The sequence below is a fragment of the Curvibacter sp. GW821-FHT09D12 genome (assembly GCF_059416245.1).
The window spans coordinates 78422-95521 of the sequence record NZ_JBWKOU010000001.1; the positions used below are offsets into that span (position 1 = coordinate 78422).

The following is a 17100-nucleotide window of genomic DNA, read 5'->3' on the forward strand; positions in this document are numbered from 1 at the left end:
GCTCAGCGACGCTGCGCCAGCCGCTGGTCCAGTCCCAGCGCGGCCCAGGTGCTGAGGGCCAACCCGGCGCCCAGGGTGCAGGTGCTGTGCCAGCCGCCGTGCTGCCAGGCCAGCGAGCCCAGGGCCGAGCCCGAGGCGGCTCCGATGAAATAGCTGGTCATGTAGACCGCGTTCAGGCGGGAGCGTGACGGGGGCTCCAGGCCATACACCACGTTCTGGTTGCTGATGTGCATGCCCTGCAAGGCCAGGTCGACCAGCAGCAGACCGGCCAGGAACCAGGGCAGGCTGGCTTCACCCAGCCACAGACAGCCCCAACCCAGCAGCAACAGCGCGGCTGCCACCGCCGTGGTGGCCTCCGCCCAGCCCCGGTCCGACAGCTTGCCCACCACGCTGGCCATCAGAGCGCCGGCCACAGCCACCAGGCCGCACAGCCCGATGGCGCTGTCACTCAGGCCGTGGGCGGGGCCCGACAGCAGCAGCGCCATGGTCGAGAACAGCACGCTGACCGACGCAAAGGCCAGGCCGCCGATCAGCGAGCGGCTGCGCAGGCGCGGGTGGCGGGCCAGCAAGGTGCCCAGCGAGCGCAGCACCTGGGTGTAGCTCACCTGCCCCTCGTTGCGCGACGTGGGCAACTGGCGCCACAGGGCCAGCGCCACGACCAGCATCAACCCCCCTGCCACCTTGTAGACCGTGCTCCAGCCGCCCAGCGCAGACAGCAGGCCTGCCGCACTGCGGGCGCCGAGGATGCCCGTGAGCAGGCCGCTCATGACCACGCCCACCGCCCAGCCGCTGCGCCCGGGGGCGGCCAGTGTGGCCGCCATGGGCACCAGCACCTGGGCCGCCACCGAAAACAGGCCGGCCATCACCGTGCCCGCCGCCAGCCAGGGCAGGCTGGGGGCCCAGCCACTGATGAACTGGCCGGCGGCCGCCAGCAGCATCAGCGTGACGGCCAGGCGCCGCCGCTCCAGCATGTCGCCCAGAGGCACCAGCAGCAACAGGCCCAGGGCATACGACACCTGGGCCAGGGTGACGGTCAGGGCCGCCTGCGCCTCGCTCACCTGCAGGCCCAGAGCGATCGAATGCAGCAGGGGTTGGTTGAAGTAATTGCCGCCCGCGCACAGCCCTGCGGCCACTGACATCAGCAGCAGCACGGGCAGGCTCAGGGGAGAGGGCGCTTTCGGGATCAAGGCAGGCATCCAGGGCAGGCATTCAGGGTTGAACCCACTGCCAGGCCGCAGGGGGGATGCCCGGGTCTTTCAAGAATCAGGCCACATAGGCCGCCACACTGATGAACTGGCAGGCGCTGCCGGCCAGCACGAACAGGTGCCAGATGCCGTGACCGTGGCGGATCTTCTCGTCATGGATGAACCAGTAGATGCCCACGCTGTAGCAGACACCGCCCAGGGCGAGCCAGATCAGCCCACCCAGCGGCAGGGCCGCCACCAGGGGCTGGGCCGCGACCAGCACCAGCCAGCCCATCACCACGTACAGCAGCATGGACAGCACGCGGGTGCGCCGGCCCAGGGTCAGTTCCTGCACGATGCCGAACAGGGCCAGGCCCCAGCTGACGCCGAACAGGCTCCAGCCCCAGGGCCCGCGCAGGGTGACCAATGAAAATGGCGTGTAGCTGCCGGCAATCAGCAGGTAGATGGCCGAGTGGTCACATTTCTGCAGCCAGGCTTTGGCCCGCCCGCGCACGCTGTGGTACAGGGTGGACACGCCGTACAGCAGCACCAGGGTGGCGCCGTACAGGCTGAAGCTCACGATCTTCCAGGGGTCGGCCTGCAGGCTGGCCATGACCACCAGCGCCACCAGGCCGGCGATGGCCAGCACGGTGCCGATCAGGTGGGTGCTGCTGTTGAGGCGCTCTCCGGGGTACATCGTCTGTCGGGCAGGGCTTATTTGTCCTTGACCTTGCCGCGCGGAATCACGGTGGTGACCGGAGGCATGGGCCGGTCAGAAACCGAGGGTTTGCTGGTGGTCGAAGTGTCCTTCTTGGGCTTCTTCGCCATCTTGTTGCTGCGTTGCTCGCCTTTGGCCATGGTGCCTCCGTGGCAGGCATCGGAGTGACGCCTGAGGCTGCATGGTAAGGCATGGCGAAAGGGCATCCGCGCCGTGGGGCTGCCTTTCGGCCTTTGTTTGCGCAGGATCAGGCGCGGGATCCGGGCAGGGTTGCGGCGCGGATTGGGGCATGATCGGGCCTGCTTCGCCTGTTCTCAGTGCTTCCGGTCCCGCCATGAACCTGTCCTCACCCTCCCCATCGCGTCGTCGTCTGTTGACCCGCCTGTCACTCATGGTGCGGGTGCGGCCCAGGCTGTTCAGCTCGATCGGGCTGGGCCTGGTGGTGGCCGCTGCGCTGGCGTTGTTCATGCCCATGCGCACCTTGACGGCCTGTGTGATGGGCTGGAACGCGGGGGCCATTCTGTACCTGCTGCTGGCCCTGCACATGATGAGTGGGGCACAGCCGGAGCAGATCCGCCATCGGGCGTTGCGCCAGGACGAGGGCGAGATGACCATCCTGGCCCTGGTGGTGCTGTCGGCGGTGGTGTGCCTGCTGTCCATCGTGGCCGAGTTGTCGGTGGCCAAGGGCTTGGAGGGGGCCACCCGGGCCTGGCACATCGGCCTGTCGGTGCTGACGATTCTGAGCAGTTGGCTGTTCACCCAGACGATGTTTGCGCTGCATTACGCGCACCAGTTCCATGCGGCCCAGTGGCGGGGCGATCCGCCCGGGCTGCTGTTTCCGGGCGACGAAGCTCCGGCGTACAGCGATTTCTTCTATTTCGCGGCGGTCATCGGCACTTCGGGGCAGACGGCCGATGTGAGCTTCAGCTCACGGGCCATGCGCCGCATTGGTACCGTGCACTGCATTTTGTCGTTTCTGTTCAACACCACCGTGCTGGCGATGATGATCAACATCGCGGCGGGGCTGTTCTAGCCCCGCCTGCCAGCGGCGGTGGGAGCCGACTTATTCGGTCTCGGCCGAGACCACGCGGGTCTTGCGGTTGTAGCGCAGGGTGATCTTGTGCACTTCGCACAGGTCGATGTCTTCCCACACCACTTCAGAGCCATCGTCTTCGAACACCACTTTGATGTCCTGCACGCAGTTGGCGGCATCCGAGAAACGGAACAGCTTGGCCTTGCTGTTGTCCAGCGTGCCGTCGCCCATGCGGTCCTTGCCCCAGGCGTCTTTGTTGGCAGCCGAGACGTAGACCTCAGAGATCGAGTAGCCGGTGCGGTTGACCAGCGTGAAGTCGGCAGCCCCGGCGTGGGCGCCCATCGAGGCGGTGGCACCAGCCAACAGCAGGGCAGACAGAGCGAGGGTTTTGAAAGTGGAGATCATGATCGAGTTGGTAACAAAAATTTACAAACCCGATCATCCGGGGCAAACCCGGGCCTGTCCATTGACCTGACTCAAGAGTGTCGGGAAAAACGGACAAGCCGGTGTATGTTTACTTGCCCCAGCTGTCTTTCAGGCCGACGGCGCGGTTGAACACGGGCTTGCCGGCCTGGTGGTCCACCCGGTCGGCCACAAAGTAGCCATGGCGCTCAAACTGGAACTGGGTGCCTGCGGCGCAGGCGGCCAGGGCAGGCTCCACTAAGCCTTGCACCACGCTCAGGCTGTTGGGGTTGAGGCTGGCCAGGAAGTCTTTGCCGCCGGCGTCGGGCTGGGCTTCGCTGAACAGGCGGTCGTACAGCCGGATCTCGGCGGCCACGCCATCGGCAGCCCCCACCCAGGTGATCACGCCCTTGACCTTGATCGCGTCGGCGCCAGGGGTGCCGCTCTTGGTGTCGGGCACCAGCTCGGCCTGCACCTCGGTGATGCGGCCTTCGGCGTCACGCAGGGCACCCTTGCATTCGATCACATGGCCGTACTTCAGGCGCACCTTGTTGCCGGGGTACAGGCGGTGGTAGCCCTTGGGCGGGGTGTCTTCGTAGTCGCCGCGCTCGATCCAGAGTTCGCGGCCGAACTGGAATTCGCGGCGGCCCAACTCGGGGTGATGCGGGTGGACCGGCGCGCTGCAGGCGTCCAGCGTGCCGGCGCCCATCAGGGCATCCCAGTTGGTGATGACCAGCTTCACCGGGTCGAGCACAGCCATGGCGCGGGCCGCCTTGTGGTCCAGGTCGTCGCGCAGGGCGCCTTCGAGCGTGCTGTAGTCGATCCAGCTGTAGTCCTTGGTCACGCCGATGCGTTCGCAGAACAGCTGGATGGCCTCGGGTGTGTAGCCGCGGCGGCGCAGGCCCACGATGGTGGGCATGCGCGGGTCGTCCCAGCCGCTGACATGGTGTTCGTTGACCAGTTGGGCCAGCTTGCGCTTGCTGGTGATCACATAGGTCAGGTTCAGGCGCGAGAACTCGTACTGGCGCGGCGGCGGCGAGACCAGCAGGCCGCTTTCAATCAGGCGCTCCATCAACCAGTCGTAGAACGGGCGCTGGTCTTCGAACTCGAGCGTGCAGATGCTGTGGGTGATGTTTTCCAGAGCGTCCTCGATCGGGTGCGCAAAGGTGTACATCGGGTAGATGCACCAGGTGTTGCCGGTGTTGTGGTGCTCGGCATGCTTGATGCGGTAGATGGCCGGGTCGCGCAGGTTGATGTTGGGCGAGGCCATGTTGATCTTGGCGCGCAGCACGGCAGCACCGTCAGGCAGTTGGCCATCGCGCATCTCGCGGAAGCGCGCCAGGTTTTCAGCGGGCGTGCGGCTGCGGAAGGGGCTGTCCACCCCTGGCTTGCTGAAGTCGCCCCGGTTGGCGCGCATGTCCTCGGCGCTTTGCTCGTCCACATAGGCGTGACCGGCCTCGATCAGGGCCTCGGCGGCCCGGTACATGAAGCCGAAGTAGTCGCTGGCCTGGTACAGGTGCGAGGTCGTCTTGCCGTCGATCGCGCTGTCCCAGCCGAAGCCCAGCCATTTCACGGCATCCAGGATGGAGTCAACGTACTCCTGGTCTTCCTTTTCAGGGTTGGTGTCGTCAAAGCGCATGTGGCACACGCCACCGTAGTCGCGGGCCAGACCGAAGTTCAGGCAGATGCTCTTGGCATGGCCCACGTGCAGGTAGCCATTGGGTTCGGGCGGAAAGCGCAGCCGCACCGGTGCCGGATCCAGCGGGCCGGCGGCATGGTGCGCCCCGTCACCCGGCGTACCGCCCCAATGACGCTGGGCATAGGTTTTTTGGGCCAGATCGTGTTCGATGATCTGGCGCAGGAAATGGCTGGGCTTGGCGGACTCTGGGGAATCGGAGGTGGGGGTGTTCGAACTCATCCGTCCATTTTAGGCGGGCGCGCCCACGGGGCTTGGTTAACGCCTGGAAACAAATAGAGGGCGATGACCTGACAACGAAGCCGGCACATGCCGCGTTGTGGGGTTCAGGGCCGCCTTTGGTCGCCCCGAATCGCTATTTGATCTGAAGGAGAGACTGCCATGCAAAACCTCAATGTCCGCCCGGATGTCCGCTCGGTGACGCGCAACTTCAGTCGCTGCGCGCGTGCCCTGGCCGGAGGCTGCAGCCTGGCCGCCCTGGCTTTCCTGTCCATGGCCACGCCTGCCCAGGCCCACGGCGTCAATTGGGCGGTGGGCGTGGGTGTTCCAGGTGTGAGCGTCGGGGTGTCCAACGGCGGGGCCCTGTATGTGGGGGCACAACCGGTCTATGCGGCGCCGGTGGCCTATGCCGCCCCCCCGGTGGTCTATGCTCCCCCGCCCGTGGCCTATGCGCCGCCGCCTGTAACCTACGCCCCGGCGCCGGTCTACTACGGCGGCGGCAGCTATTACCGCCCGGCCCCGGTCTACATGCCCCCAGTGGTGTATGGCGGCGGCTGGGGTCATTTCCACCACCACCACGGCTGGCGCTGAACCGGGCGCAGTGAGTCGGTCGAGGGGGCTGAGCGGCGGGGTGGGCCGGGTCCCCCGGCCCGGGGCAAAGCCCGGCAAAATAGGAGATGAGAGGGGCCTGCACTCTATTGGCCGGCCCCTGAACCTGTTTTTGCGAGCCCCTGATGATGGATCAACTGTTCCCCAACGCTGCCAGCCCCGATCAACCCCTGCACGAGCTGGTGCGTCGCCTGGGGGCCCAGGCGCGCCGTTGCGTCACCCCCTGCGGCCAAGGGGAGCTGGTCTGGCATGTCTGGGGTGAACCCCGTGCGGGCGTGGCGCCCCTGGTGCTGTTCCACGGCGGCAGCGGCAGCTGGACCCACTTTGTGCGCAACATCGAGCCCCTGTTGCAAGAAGGGCGCGAGTTGTGGGTGCCGGACCTGCCGGGTTTTGGGGATTCCGCGGTGTCGCCGCTCGGCGGCGATGCCGACAGCATGGTCGAGCCGCTGTACCAGGGTTTGCGCACCTTGCTCGGCGATCGCGTCTGCGAACTGATCGGCTTCTCGTTTGGGGGCATGACGGCTGGCTTGCTGCTGGCCGCCCACCCGGACGCCGCCTCGCGTCTGGTGCTGGTGGGGGCGCCTGCGATGGGGGTGGTGCCGCAGCGCCAGTTCGAGCTCAAGGCCTGGCGGCACCTGCCCGACGTGGCGGCGCAGGCCGATATCCACCGCTACAACCTGGCCGCCTTGATGTTGCATGACACGGCCTTGATTGATGGCCTCGAGGGCCTCGCGCTGCAACTGCATGTGGCCAACGTGATGCGCGACCGCCTGCCACGCCGGCGACTGGCGCACACCGACATCCTGGCGCGTTCACTGCCGGCCTTGAATTGCCCGGTGCACGCCATCTACGGCGCCCACGATGCGCTTTACAAAAGCTGGATCCACCAACTGGAGGCCGCTTTTGCAGCCTCTGCCCGTGATTTCAGGGGCATGGCCCTGATCCCGGACGCGGGCCACTGGGTGCAGTTCGAGCGCCCCGAGGCCTTCCATGCGGCCTTGATGAACGCGCTGGCCTGACGGTGAGCCGGTTCAGGCTCAGGCCCAGCCGGGCTGCATGAAGGCCTGGGCCAGGAAATCAACCATGGCCCGCACCTTGCCTGACAGGTGCTTGCGGCTGGGGTACACGGCGTGAATGTCGAGCAGCGGGCGGTGGTAGTTCGGCAGCAGTTCGATCAGCTGGCCCTGGCGCACGTCCTCTCCGACCAGGAACGCGGGCTGCATGATCACGCCCTGATCCGCCAGCGCGGCTGCGCGGCAGGTGTCGCCGCTGTTGGCCCACAGGCGCGGGTGCACGGTCACTGACTCGGACTTGCCGTCGGCATTGTCAAAGGTCCAGGTGGCGCCCAGTGAGGAGTACGAGTAGGCAATCACACTGTGTTCGCTGAGGTCCTGCAGGCTCTGGATGGGGCTGTGGCGGGCCAGGTAGCCTGGCGAGGCACACAGCACCATGCGGTCGCTGGCCAGGCGCCTGGCCACCAGCGAGGTGGCCTGCAGGCGGCCGATGCGCACACCCAGGTCAAAGCCTTCCTCCACCAGGTCGACCACGCGGTCGCTCAGGGTGATGTCCAGCTCGATCTCGGGGTACAGCTTGAGGAACTCGCCCCACAGCGGCGCCAGGTGCAGGTTGCCGAAGCTCAGCGGTGCATTGATGCGCAGCTTGCCTGTGGGGCGTGCCGCGGTGGCGCTGGCTTCGGCATTGGCCTCGGCCAGGTCGTCCAGGATCTGCTTGCAGCGCTCGTGGTAGGCCGCCCCCGAGTCGGTGAGCGACAGCCTGCGGGTGGTGCGATTGAGCAGGCGTGTGCCCAGGCGGGCCTCCAGTTCCAGTACCAGGCGCGAGACCACAGCCTTGGACAGGTCCAGCCGGTCGGCGGCCTTGACGAAACTGCCGTGCTGCACGACGGCGTTGAAGGCTTCGATCTGACGGAGTTGATCCATGGTGGCTCTCTGGCGTGTGGGGAGGGATTGTCAATGGGGCCGCAACAATCAATTGTTGCGCTGCCGATTGGTCTGTGAATGGCCGACGCCTAAAGTAGTTCCCGGAGCGTTAACACCATGATCACTCAATTTGACAACACCGAAAAGCCAGTGGAAACATCCGATAGGCAGAGGCTGCCCGCCCTGTTTGTGTCCCACGGGGCCCCTTTGTTTGCCCTGGAGCCCGGTGACACCGGCCCGGCGCTGACCCGCCTGGGCGCTGAGTTGCGCCGCCGCCAGCCGGTGCGCGGGGTGGTGGTGTTGTCGCCGCACTGGATGTCCCAGGGGCTGCGGGTGATGACCGGCGGCCAGCCGGCCACCTGGCATGACTTTGGCGGTTTCCCGCGCCCGCTGTACGCGTTGCAGTACCCGGCGCCCGGCGACCCGGCCCTGGCTGAAGCGGTGCTGCAGCGGCTGCAGGCAGCCGGTCTGCCCGCCCAGGCCGATGCGCAGCGCCCCTTTGACCATGGGGCATGGGTGCCCTTGATGCATCTGTTTCCGCAGGCCGATGTGCCGGTGGTGCAACTGTCGTTGCCCGCCACGGCGGGGCCTGCGGAGGTGCTGGCCCTCGGGCAGGCCCTGGCCCCCTTGCGCGATGAAGGTGTGCTGCTGCTGGGCTCAGGCAGCATGACGCACAACCTGGCAGAGTTCTTTGGTGGCGAGCGCGAACCGGCCCCCTACGTCGGCGCGTTCTCGCGCTGGGTGGAGGCGGCCCTGGAGCGAGGCGACCTGCCGGCCTTGCTCGACTACCGGTGCCAGGCGCCCCATGCCCAGCGGGCCCATCCGACCGAAGACCACTTTCTGCCGTTGTTCTTTGCCCTGGGCGCCGGTGGCGCCGCGGCCAGCCGGCCCCACTATGTGAGCCGCGAGGTCATGCACAGCATGCTCGCCATGGACACCCTGACCCTGGAAGAATCCCCCCATGTCTGATACCTCTCCTTTGAACCCTTTGGCTTCCCTTCCTGATGACCTGGGCCTGCAGGCTGATTTTCGCCCCGCCGCGCCGGGCACCGAGCCGCCCTGGCTGCTGGTGCTGATGCATGGCGTGGGCAGCAACGAGCAGGACCTGATGGGCATTGCGCCCTGGGTGCCTGCGCGCTACCACCTGCTGAGCCTGCGTGCACCGCACCCCATGGGCCCGAATGCCTGGGCCTGGTTTCAGTTCGGGGTGGCCGCCGATGGCTCGCGCGTGATCAACACCGCCCAGGAGAAGCACAGCCGGGCTTTGATCGAGCAGGCCGTCAGCCGGGCGGCGACCCAGCTGGGCGTGCCCGCCTCGCGGGTGGTGGTGGGCGGCTTCAGCCAGGGCGGCATCATGGGGCTGAGCCTGTTGCTGACCCGGCCCCAGAGCCTGCGTGCGGCCCTGTCGCTGCACAGCCGCCTGTTGCCCGAGGTGCTGCCCGAGCAGGCCCCCGCCGAGGCCCTGCAGGGCCGCAGTCTGTGGGTCAGCCATGGCACCGAGGATGCGGTGTTGCCCGCGGTTCACAGTGAGCGCATCGTGGCCCATGCGGCCACCTTGCCCTTGCAGGTGCACAGCGCAGGGTTCCCGGGTGGCCACACGCTCGGCCGGCCCGAGCTGGACGAGTTGTCGCGCTGGCTCAGCGCGCTGGCCTGAAGAAAGCGTCGAACAGCGTGAGCAGGCTCGGAAAGTGCTGCCCGAACTCGGTCCGGTTCACAAAGTAGGCCTCGCAGGCCACGGCCAGGAACTCGTCGAGCGACTGGGCGCCGTAGGCGTCCAGCCAGGGCTCGGGCTGGCCGAAGCGCTCGGCCCGGATCACCTGCTCGCAAAAGCCCTCCCAGGCCGGCGTCAGCACGGCCAGCCAAGCCTGGCGAGCGGCGCGCCCGCCTCGCTGGCCCAGAAAGCCCGGTGGCAGCGGCGGGCAGGCGTCGGCTGCGCCGTCGCGCAAGTCCATCTTGTGGATGAACTCGTGGATCACCACGTTGTAGCCCTGGGCGGCTGAGTCACCCGCGGCGGCCACATCGGGCCAGGACAGCATCACCGGACCACCGGGCATGGCCTCGCCGGCCAATTCCTCCTGCCATTGGTGGACGATGCCGTCGTCGTCGGTGAAGTCGCGTCGCGCCAGGGCCAGGCCCGGGTGCAGCACGATGCCCACAAAATCGTCGTACCAGGCCAGGGCCCTCGGGTCGCCGGGGGCCTCCGCACCGGGCCCCAGATGCAGCAGGGGCAGGCAGGCCTGGGCGGCCACCGTCAGGGCCATGGCGTCGCTCACCGCCAGCCCGTGTGCGCCGTGGAACTCTTTGCGCGCCAGAAAGTGCCCGCACAAGCGGCGCAGGCCGGCCTGTTCATCGGGCGCCAAGGCGGCCAGAAAAGGGTGGGCGGCGAGCGTGGCCTGCCACAGGGCTTCGGGTACAGGGCGGGCTTGGGGCAGGACCCGGGCGCCCAGCCAATGGCGCAGCCACTGCCAAAGGCCGGTTGTGCGGGGCAGGGCGGTGTTCACGGTCGGGCGGGCGGGACGCGATGCAGGCTGTGGGCCTCCAGGCGCAGCACCTCGGCACGCGCCACGGGCGCGTGCAGGTCCCAGTCGCTGAGCACTTCGCGGCTCAGGCCCTGGCCCAGCAGGTGGCGGGCCGGGCGGTGGGTGTGCCCATGGATCATTGTGAGGCTGTTGGCGGCCTGCAGCCAGGCCCGGGTGGCGGCCGGGTCCAGGTCGGCATAGGTGTCGCCGCTGCGTTTGCGCGCTTCGCTCTGGGCGCGCAGCTGGCGCGCCAGCGCCAGGCGTTCGGGCAGGGGGCGGGCCAGAAAGGCCTGCTGCCAGGCGGGGCTGCGCACTTCGGCGCGAAAGCGCATGTAGTCGTGGTCGTCCAGGCACAGGGCGTCGCCATGGCTGAGCAGCCAGCGCCGGCCTTCAAACACCAGCACACAAGGGTCGGCCAGCAGGGTCATGCCGCAGGCCTGCGCAAATTGCGGGCCCAGCAGAAAGTCGCGGTTGCCGGCCATGAAAAACAGCGCCAGGCGCTGGCTGGCCGCATGCAAGACCTGCTGGCAGGCGGCCTCGAAACTGCCGGGCTGCACCGCGTCATCACCGACCCAGACCTCGAAGATGTCACCCAGCAGAAACACCGCATCGGCCGGGGTGTGCAGCAGATGCTGGCGCCAGGCGTCGAAGGTGGCGGGCTCGGCCTCGTGCAGGTGCAGGTCAGAAATGAAATCGACCGTGCGCCAGGCCGCCGCAGCCTCAAGCTCGGCGATCCGGGGCACGGTCGGGGGCATGGTGGGGGGGCGCAGGCGACGCTTACAGCGCCACAGCCTTCTCGATCACCACGTCTTCCTTCGGCACGTCGTCATGGAAGCCCTTGCGGCCGGTCTTGACGGCCTTGATCTTGTCGACCACGTCGTTGCCCGACACCACCTTGCCGAACACGGCGTAGCCCCAGCCCGAGGCGGTGGGGGCGGTGTGGTTCAGGAAGCTGTTGTCAGCCACGTTGATGAAGAACTGGGCGGTGGCCGAGTGGGGGGCGTTGGTGCGCGCCATGGCCACGGTGTAGTTGTTGTTCTTCAGGCCGTTGTTGGCTTCGTTGTCGATGGGGCCGTCGGTGGGCTTTTGCTCCATGCCGGGGGCAAAGCCGCCACCCTGGACCATGAAGCCCGGGATCACACGGTGGAAGATGGTCTTGTCGTAGTGGCCCTTCTTCACGTAGTTGAGGAAGTTTTCCACCGACTTGGGGGCTTTTTCGGCATCCAGTTCCAGCGTGATGACGCCGTAGTCCAGGATGTGCAGTTCGACTTGGGGGTTGCTCATGGGGTGTTTCCTCAGGGCGGGTCTGTGGGAGGGGTTACTTGATCTGGGTGGCCGAGTTGATGGTCACCGGGGTGGCCGGCACGTTCTGGTGCGGGCCCTTGTTGGTGGTGGGCACAAGCTTGATCTTGTCGACGACGTCCATGCCGCTGACCACCTTGCCAAACACCGTGTAGCCGTAGCCATCGGGGTTGGGGGCATTCAGCATGCGGTTGTCGACCACGTTGATGAAGAACTGTGCGGTGGCCGAGTTGGGGTTGGCCGTGCGCGCCATGGCAATGGTGCCACGGTCATTGGTCAGGCCGCCCGAGGTTTCGAGGGCGACCGGCGCGCGGGTGGGCTTCTGGGTCATGTCGGCCGTGAAGCCGCCGCCCTGGATCATGAAGCCGTCCATCACACGGTGGAACACCGTGCCGTCATAGTGCTTGTCTTTGACGTATTGCAGAAAGTTTTCGACCGTCTTGGGGGCCTTGGCGGGGTACAGCTCCAGCACGATGTCGCCCTGGCTGGTGCTCAGCTTGACCTGAGGGGCCGTCTGGGCCGCAGCCATGTTGCCCAGGCCCATCAGGCCGGCGGCCGTGATGGCCAGCAGCGCGCGACGGCTGCTCAGGATTGAGCTCACATTCATCATCCGATGACTCCTTCAAAAAAGATTTTCCATTGCTGCCCCTGGCGCAGCCAGTACTGGCGCTTGGTGCTGCCGCGGTTGGTGCCGGCGACGAGTTCGCCGAAGGTTACCACCATGGTTTCGGTGTTGTCCGTCCAGCGCAGCATGGACAGGTCCTTGACCTCGAAGCCCCGACCGCCTGCTTTGCTGATTTCCTGCTGCAAGGACGGGGTCCAGTCGTTCAGGCTCTTGCCGTAGCTGTTGAAGTCGCTGGTGTAGTAGCCCAGCAGGCGCGGCACATCGCCGGCGTTCTTGGCCGCACGCCAGGCGTTGAAGGCGTCTTCAAAGCTGCGCCCGGCCTGGCGCGCCTGGGCCTGGGGCACCCAGTTCAGCGAGGTGGCGATCACCACCGGGGTGCTGCGCACTTCGACCGTGGACAGCAGGCGCTCCAGATCGGGGTTGGCCATCACAACGCAGCCGTCGGTCGACTGCGGGGGGCGGGCGAACTGGGTCGACGGCGTGCCATGCAGCCAGATGCCGCTGCCCGTCTTGCCCCGGCGCGCATCGTAGGGGTTGGGGTAGTTGATGGGCAGGGCGCCGGCGCCGTAGAAGTCTTTCAGGGTGCGCGGGTCGAGGTTGCTGGTGATGAAGTACACGCCCAGGGGGGTGCGCTGATCGCCTTCGCTGCCCTTGTCGACGCCCAGCTTGCCCACCGAGATGTAGTAATCGGCCACCAGTCGCAGGCCGCTGCCGTTGTTCTCGAACAGATACAGGCGGGCCCGCGAGGTGTCCACTGCGATGGCATGGCGGTGCCGGCTGGTCAGGGCCACGAACTGGTCCGGCACGGTCTGGGCCGGGGGGCGCTCGCTGAGGGCCTTCAGCCGCAACAAGGCTTCATCGCGCAGGTCTTTGAGCTGGGGGGCGGCGGCTCGGGCCACGGTGTCGGGCACATCGCCTGCGGTGCGCAACGGGCGGGTCTGGGCCGAAAGCAAGTCGCCATACACCAGTTGCGCCAGCTGAAAGCCGGGGTGGTCGCGCACCAGGCCTTCGGCCAGGCGCAGCGCGTCGCGGGTGCGGGCCGCGCCGATCAGGCGGTAGATCTCGATCAGCCGAGCCTCGGCCTGGCCGTCACGCAGCACGGCACTGGCTGGGGTGGGGGCAGGGCTGTGGTGGGGCTGGCGTTTGGCCGCGTGCGCAGCGGTGCCGCCCAACAAGCCGAAAGCCAGCAGCAGGCCAGCAGCGCCTGCGCGCTGCAGAAAACGGGAAGCAAAGGCGAATCGCATCATGGTCACAACCGTGGCGAGGCCGCCAAACCCGGTGCGCGCCACCCGCACAGGGCAGCGTTCGGGGTGGCGGTCCCGCCCGGGACGATCAGCCGCCGGTGGATTCGCGAACGATCAACCAGCGGTCGCCCGCCTTGACCAGGTCCAGCGTCTTGCGGCTGGAGACATTCAGCGTGTCAGCGCTGTAGTCCTGGCGGAAGCGTGCCGTGGCCTTGCTGCCGTTGACGTTGATGGCCAGGTCATGCAGTTTGACCGCGATGCGCGCCTTGCCCAGGATGCGCGAGCGGCGCTCGTCTTCCCAGGACTTGCGGTTCATCTTGCCGGGTGGGTCGAATTCCTTGCCGTAGGCGGCCAGGTAGGCCGACACGTCACGGGCCGACCACACGCTGGCCCAATGGCGCACGGCGGATTCCACCTCCTTTTCAGGGCCGGCAACAGCCGCGGCGGCTGGTGCGGGTGCCGGAGCAGCGGCGGGGGCTGCGGCGGTGGCCGGTGCCGCCACAGGAGCGGGCGCTGGTGCCGGTGCGGGTGCCGGGGCTGGGCTGGGGGCCGGTGCGGGCGCCGGAGCAGGGGCCGCCTTCGGGGCTGCTGCCACAGGAGCGGGCGCCGGTGCCGGGGTGGGCGCTGGCTTGGCCGCTGCGCCGGGCTTGCCATTGGTGGTGAAAAGATCGCGGATCAGGGCCAGCTTGGGCTGGATCGCCGGGTTGGTGTTGTCCAGTTGCAAGGCCTTGCTGTAGGCCTGGCTGGCCAGCTTGGCGTAGACGTCGCCGAGGTTCTCGTGGGCGGTGGCGTAGCTGGGGTTGGTCCGGATGGCCATCTCGAGCGCAGTGCGGGCCTTGTCGTACTGGTTCTGGCTCGCATACAGCACCGCCAGGTTGTTGTAGGGCTCGGGCAGCTCCGGGTATTCCTGGGTCAGGGCCACGAAGGTGGTGATGGCGTCGTTGGGCTTGCCGGCTTCGGACTGGATCACGCCCTTGATGAAGCGCATCTGGGGGTCTTTGGGCTTGCCTGCCAGGTATTGGTCGGCCTTGCTCAGGGCTTCGGTCGTCTTGCCCTGACGCAGCAGCTGGGTGACATCACCGTAGTCGTCGGCGTGGACTCCGAACGAGGCCCCCATCAGGGCGGCCAGGGCCAACATGCGAAGGCGGGCGGGAACGGTGCAGCGAGCTTGGGTCATGGAGCCTCGTGGGGTTTGCGCGATGGCAAGCGCCAACCGGGGCGCTTATACTGGGGCGGATTGTAGCCGAGGGGTGGAGGTGCTTTGTACCCTCCACCGTGGCGCTGCAACACTCCCATCCTCCTGATTTTTCGAAGATTTCCGGCCGTCATCCGGCTGCGGAATCGCTGTCTGCCCAATTTATCCATGAGCCTGCGCATCTACAACACGCTGACGCGTGATCTGCAAGCGTTTTCCCCCATCGAGCCTGGCCATGTGCGCATGTACGTCTGCGGCATGACGGTGTACGACCTGTGTCATCTGGGCCATGCGCGTTCGATGGTGGCCTTTGACGTCGTGCAGCGCTGGTTGCGGGTTTCGGGCTTTTCGGTGACTTATGTGAGAAATATCACAGACATCGACGACAAGATCATCCGGCGCGCCGTTGAAAACGGCGAGTCCATCCGTTCGCTGACCGATCGCATGGTCGACGCGCTGCACCAGGACGCCGATGCCCTGGGCGTGCAGCGCCCCACCCACGAGCCTCGCGCCACCGACTTCGTGCCCCAGATGCTGAGCATGATCAGCACCCTGGAGCAAAAAGGTTTGGCCTATCGCGCCGCCAGCGGCGACGTGAACTACGCGGTGCGCAAGTTTCCCCATTACGGTCAGTTGAGCGGCAAGTCGCTGGACGAGCTTCGCTCGGGTGAGCGCGTGGCCGTGAACGACGGCAAGGACGATCCGCTCGACCCGGTGCTTTGGAAGAGCGCCAAGCCCACCGAGCCGGCCGACGCCAAGTGGGACAGCGAGTTCGGCCCGGGCCGCCCGGGCTGGCACATCGAATGCTCGGCCATGGCCTGCTCGCTGCTCGGCGAGACCCTGGACATCCACGGGGGCGGGGCGGATCTGCAGTTTCCGCACCACGAAACCGAGATCGCCCAGAGCGAAGGGGCCACTGGCCAGACCTTCGCCCGCACCTGGATGCACAACGGCTTCATCAATGTGGACAACGAAAAGATGTCCAAGAGCCTGGGCAACTTCTTCACCATCCGTGAAGTGCTCAAGGTGTTTGATGCCGAGACCATCCGCTTCTTCGTGGTGCGTGCTCATTACCGCAGCCCGCTGAACTACAGCGACGCCCATCTGCAGGATGCCCGCAATGCACTGCGCCGCCTGTACACCGCACTGGACGCGGTGCCGCCCGGCGAAGGGCTGGCCGAGATCGACTGGGCCACGCCCCATGCCGCCCGCTTCAAGGCCGTGATGGACGAAGACTTCGGCACCCCCGAGGCGGTGGCCGTGCTGTTTGATCTGGCAACCGAGGTGAACAAAACCCGCTCGCCCGAGTTGGCGGCCCAGCTCAAGGCCCTGGGGGCCTGCCTGGGCCTGCTGCAGGGTGAGCCCAAGGCCTTTTTGCAGGCGGGCTCCAGCCTTGATGAGGCCGCCATCCAGGTGCTGATCGAGCAACGCGCCGAGGCCAAGAAAGCCAAGAACTTTGCCGAGGCCGATCGCATCCGCCAAGAGCTGCTGGCGCAGGGCATCGTGCTCAAGGATTCCGCTGCCGGCACCACCTGGGAGGCGGCCCAGTGACCCGTGCTTGTTCAGCCTTTTCCCCGGTTGCGCGGTGCCGTTTTGTGGCGGGGCCTGACGCATGATGGTGGCCAGCAAGAAGCCCGCGGCATTCGAGGCCGTGACGCTCGACACCCCGGCCCCCAGCAGCCCGGCCGACGACCGGGCGGAAGAACTGCTCACGCCAGGCTACTGGCAGGACGCCTGCAAGCACCTGGTCAAGAAAGACCGGGTCATGAAGCGCCTGATCCCGCAGTTCGGCAACGCCTGCCTGCGGATCCGAGGCGATGCCTTCACCACCCTGGCCCGCTCGGTGGTGGGGCAGCAGATCTCGGTCAAATCGGCCCAGTCGGTGTGGCGCAAGTTTTCGGCTTTGCCAGAAAGCATGACGCCGGCCAATGTGCTCAAGCTCAAGGTGGACGACATGCGCGCGGCCGGCCTGAGCGCCCGCAAGGTGGAGTACCTGGTGGATCTGGCGCTCAATTTCGACACCGGCTCGGTGCACGTCAAGTCGTGGGAGTCGATGGACGACGAATCCATCATTGCCGAACTGGTGGCCATCCGCGGCATCGGCCGCTGGACCGCCGAGATGTTCTTGATCTTTCACCTCATGCGGCCCAATGTGCTGCCGCTGGATGACGTGGGTTTGATCAAGGGCATCAGCGACAACTATTTTTCGGGCGATCCTGTGAGTCGCAGCGATGCCCGTGAGGTGGCCGCAGCCTGGGAGCCTTACCGCAGCGTGGCGACTTGGTATATTTGGCGGTCGCTGGATCCCTTGCCGGTCGTCGGTTGACGATGCCTCGCACGGGTCTTGCGTGCTGCCTGAGGGCGGTGCGCCATGCTGGCCAGACCGAAGGGGTCGGCCGGCGGAAACAACAGGAGAA

At 66.9% G+C, this 17100-nt stretch carries 19 protein-coding genes; 7 read left to right on the forward strand and 12 right to left on the reverse strand.

The features are described 5' to 3' along the window. Window positions 1–2: 2 nt before the first annotated feature. The 3 genes from AC07PT_RS00385 to AC07PT_RS00395 form a co-directional block, all read right to left on the reverse strand. A complete protein-coding gene (locus AC07PT_RS00385; protein ID WP_494655455.1) occupies window positions 3–1196 on the reverse strand; it encodes an MFS transporter in 1194 nt (397 codons plus the stop codon). Window positions 1197–1263: 67 nt separating this feature from the next. Continuing rightward, complete coding sequence (trhA, locus tag AC07PT_RS00390; RefSeq protein WP_494655456.1) at window positions 1264–1881, reverse strand: PAQR family membrane homeostasis protein TrhA; 618 nt, start codon at window positions 1879–1881, stop codon at window positions 1264–1266. A 17-nt stretch (window positions 1882–1898) separates the two neighbouring features. Beyond that, window positions 1899–2042: a hypothetical protein gene (locus AC07PT_RS00395; RefSeq protein ID WP_492348788.1), complete on the reverse strand. Its 144-nt coding sequence runs from the start codon at window positions 2040–2042 to the stop codon at window positions 1899–1901. Window positions 2043–2236: 194 nt separating this feature from the next. On the opposite strand from AC07PT_RS00395, the gene AC07PT_RS00400 reads away from it, so the two are divergent. After that, window positions 2237–2935, forward strand: a complete 699-nt coding sequence (locus AC07PT_RS00400; protein WP_492348789.1) for a DUF1345 domain-containing protein — start codon at window positions 2237–2239, stop codon at window positions 2933–2935. Between the two features lie 30 nt (window positions 2936–2965). Here AC07PT_RS00400 and AC07PT_RS00405 read toward each other — a convergent pair whose 3' ends face one another. After that, on the reverse strand, window positions 2966–3340 hold the full coding sequence (locus AC07PT_RS00405) for a hypothetical protein (protein WP_492348790.1): 375 nt from the start codon (window positions 3338–3340) through the stop codon (window positions 2966–2968). 109 nt (window positions 3341–3449) lie between these two features. Further along, a complete protein-coding gene (locus AC07PT_RS00410) occupies window positions 3450–5255 on the reverse strand; it encodes a glutamine--tRNA ligase/YqeY domain fusion protein (protein ID WP_494655457.1) in 1806 nt (601 codons plus the stop codon). Between the two features lie 159 nt (window positions 5256–5414). On the opposite strand from AC07PT_RS00410, the gene AC07PT_RS00415 reads away from it, so the two are divergent. Together AC07PT_RS00415 and AC07PT_RS00420 are read left to right on the forward strand one after the other, a co-directional pair. Continuing rightward, window positions 5415–5843 (forward strand): hypothetical protein, encoded by a 429-nt coding sequence (locus AC07PT_RS00415; RefSeq protein ID WP_494655458.1) that lies wholly within the window; start codon window positions 5415–5417, stop codon window positions 5841–5843. 143 nt (window positions 5844–5986) lie between these two features. Further along, entirely contained in the window at window positions 5987–6880 is an 894-nt protein-coding gene (locus AC07PT_RS00420; protein ID WP_494655459.1) for an alpha/beta fold hydrolase, read from the forward strand. Between the two features lie 18 nt (window positions 6881–6898). On the opposite strand, the gene AC07PT_RS00425 is transcribed toward AC07PT_RS00420, so the two are convergent. Beyond that, the gene (locus tag AC07PT_RS00425) at window positions 6899–7798 is read right to left on the reverse strand and encodes a LysR family transcriptional regulator (protein WP_494655460.1); all 900 of its coding nucleotides are present in this window, start codon (window positions 7796–7798) and stop codon (window positions 6899–6901) included. Between the two features lie 117 nt (window positions 7799–7915). Here AC07PT_RS00425 and AC07PT_RS00430 point away from each other — a divergent pair, with 117 nt between their 5' ends. Continuing rightward, a complete protein-coding gene (locus AC07PT_RS00430) occupies window positions 7916–8767 on the forward strand; it encodes a DODA-type extradiol aromatic ring-opening family dioxygenase (RefSeq protein WP_492348795.1) in 852 nt (283 codons plus the stop codon). Beyond that, a complete protein-coding gene (locus AC07PT_RS00435) occupies window positions 8760–9452 on the forward strand; it encodes an alpha/beta hydrolase (RefSeq protein WP_492348796.1) in 693 nt (230 codons plus the stop codon). Before AC07PT_RS00430 ends, AC07PT_RS00435 begins: the two co-directional genes overlap by 8 nt. On the opposite strand, the gene AC07PT_RS00440 is transcribed toward AC07PT_RS00435, so the two are convergent. The 6 genes from AC07PT_RS00440 to AC07PT_RS00465 form a co-directional block, all read right to left on the reverse strand. Beyond that, the gene (locus AC07PT_RS00440; RefSeq protein WP_492348797.1) at window positions 9436–10299 is read right to left on the reverse strand and encodes a M90 family metallopeptidase; all 864 of its coding nucleotides are present in this window, start codon (window positions 10297–10299) and stop codon (window positions 9436–9438) included. The genes AC07PT_RS00435 and AC07PT_RS00440 overlap by 17 nt on opposite strands. Further along, on the reverse strand, window positions 10296–11072 hold the full coding sequence (locus AC07PT_RS00445; protein ID WP_492348798.1) for a UDP-2,3-diacylglucosamine diphosphatase: 777 nt from the start codon (window positions 11070–11072) through the stop codon (window positions 10296–10298). Before AC07PT_RS00445 ends, AC07PT_RS00440 begins: the two co-directional genes overlap by 4 nt. Before the next feature lie 22 nt (window positions 11073–11094). Continuing rightward, window positions 11095–11601 (reverse strand): peptidylprolyl isomerase, encoded by a 507-nt coding sequence (locus tag AC07PT_RS00450; RefSeq protein ID WP_492348799.1) that lies wholly within the window; start codon window positions 11599–11601, stop codon window positions 11095–11097. A gap of 34 nt (window positions 11602–11635) precedes the next feature. Next, window positions 11636–12163: a peptidylprolyl isomerase gene (locus AC07PT_RS00455; RefSeq protein WP_492348841.1), complete on the reverse strand. Its 528-nt coding sequence runs from the start codon at window positions 12161–12163 to the stop codon at window positions 11636–11638. A gap of 62 nt (window positions 12164–12225) precedes the next feature. After that, window positions 12226–13491 carry a L,D-transpeptidase family protein gene (locus AC07PT_RS00460; RefSeq protein ID WP_494655461.1) on the reverse strand — a complete coding sequence of 422 codons (1266 nt, stop codon included), beginning with the start codon at window positions 13489–13491 and terminating at the stop codon, window positions 12226–12228. Window positions 13492–13576: 85 nt separating this feature from the next. After that, window positions 13577–14665 (reverse strand): tetratricopeptide repeat protein, encoded by a 1089-nt coding sequence (locus AC07PT_RS00465; RefSeq protein ID WP_494655462.1) that lies wholly within the window; start codon window positions 14663–14665, stop codon window positions 13577–13579. A 186-nt stretch (window positions 14666–14851) separates the two neighbouring features. Here AC07PT_RS00465 and cysS point away from each other — a divergent pair, with 186 nt between their 5' ends. After that, window positions 14852–16234: a cysteine--tRNA ligase gene (gene cysS / locus AC07PT_RS00470; RefSeq protein ID WP_492348802.1), complete on the forward strand. Its 1383-nt coding sequence runs from the start codon at window positions 14852–14854 to the stop codon at window positions 16232–16234. 61 nt (window positions 16235–16295) lie between these two features. Beyond that, the gene (locus AC07PT_RS00475; RefSeq protein ID WP_494655463.1) at window positions 16296–17009 is read left to right on the forward strand and encodes a DNA-3-methyladenine glycosylase family protein; all 714 of its coding nucleotides are present in this window, start codon (window positions 16296–16298) and stop codon (window positions 17007–17009) included. Window positions 17010–17100 lie beyond the last annotated feature (91 nt).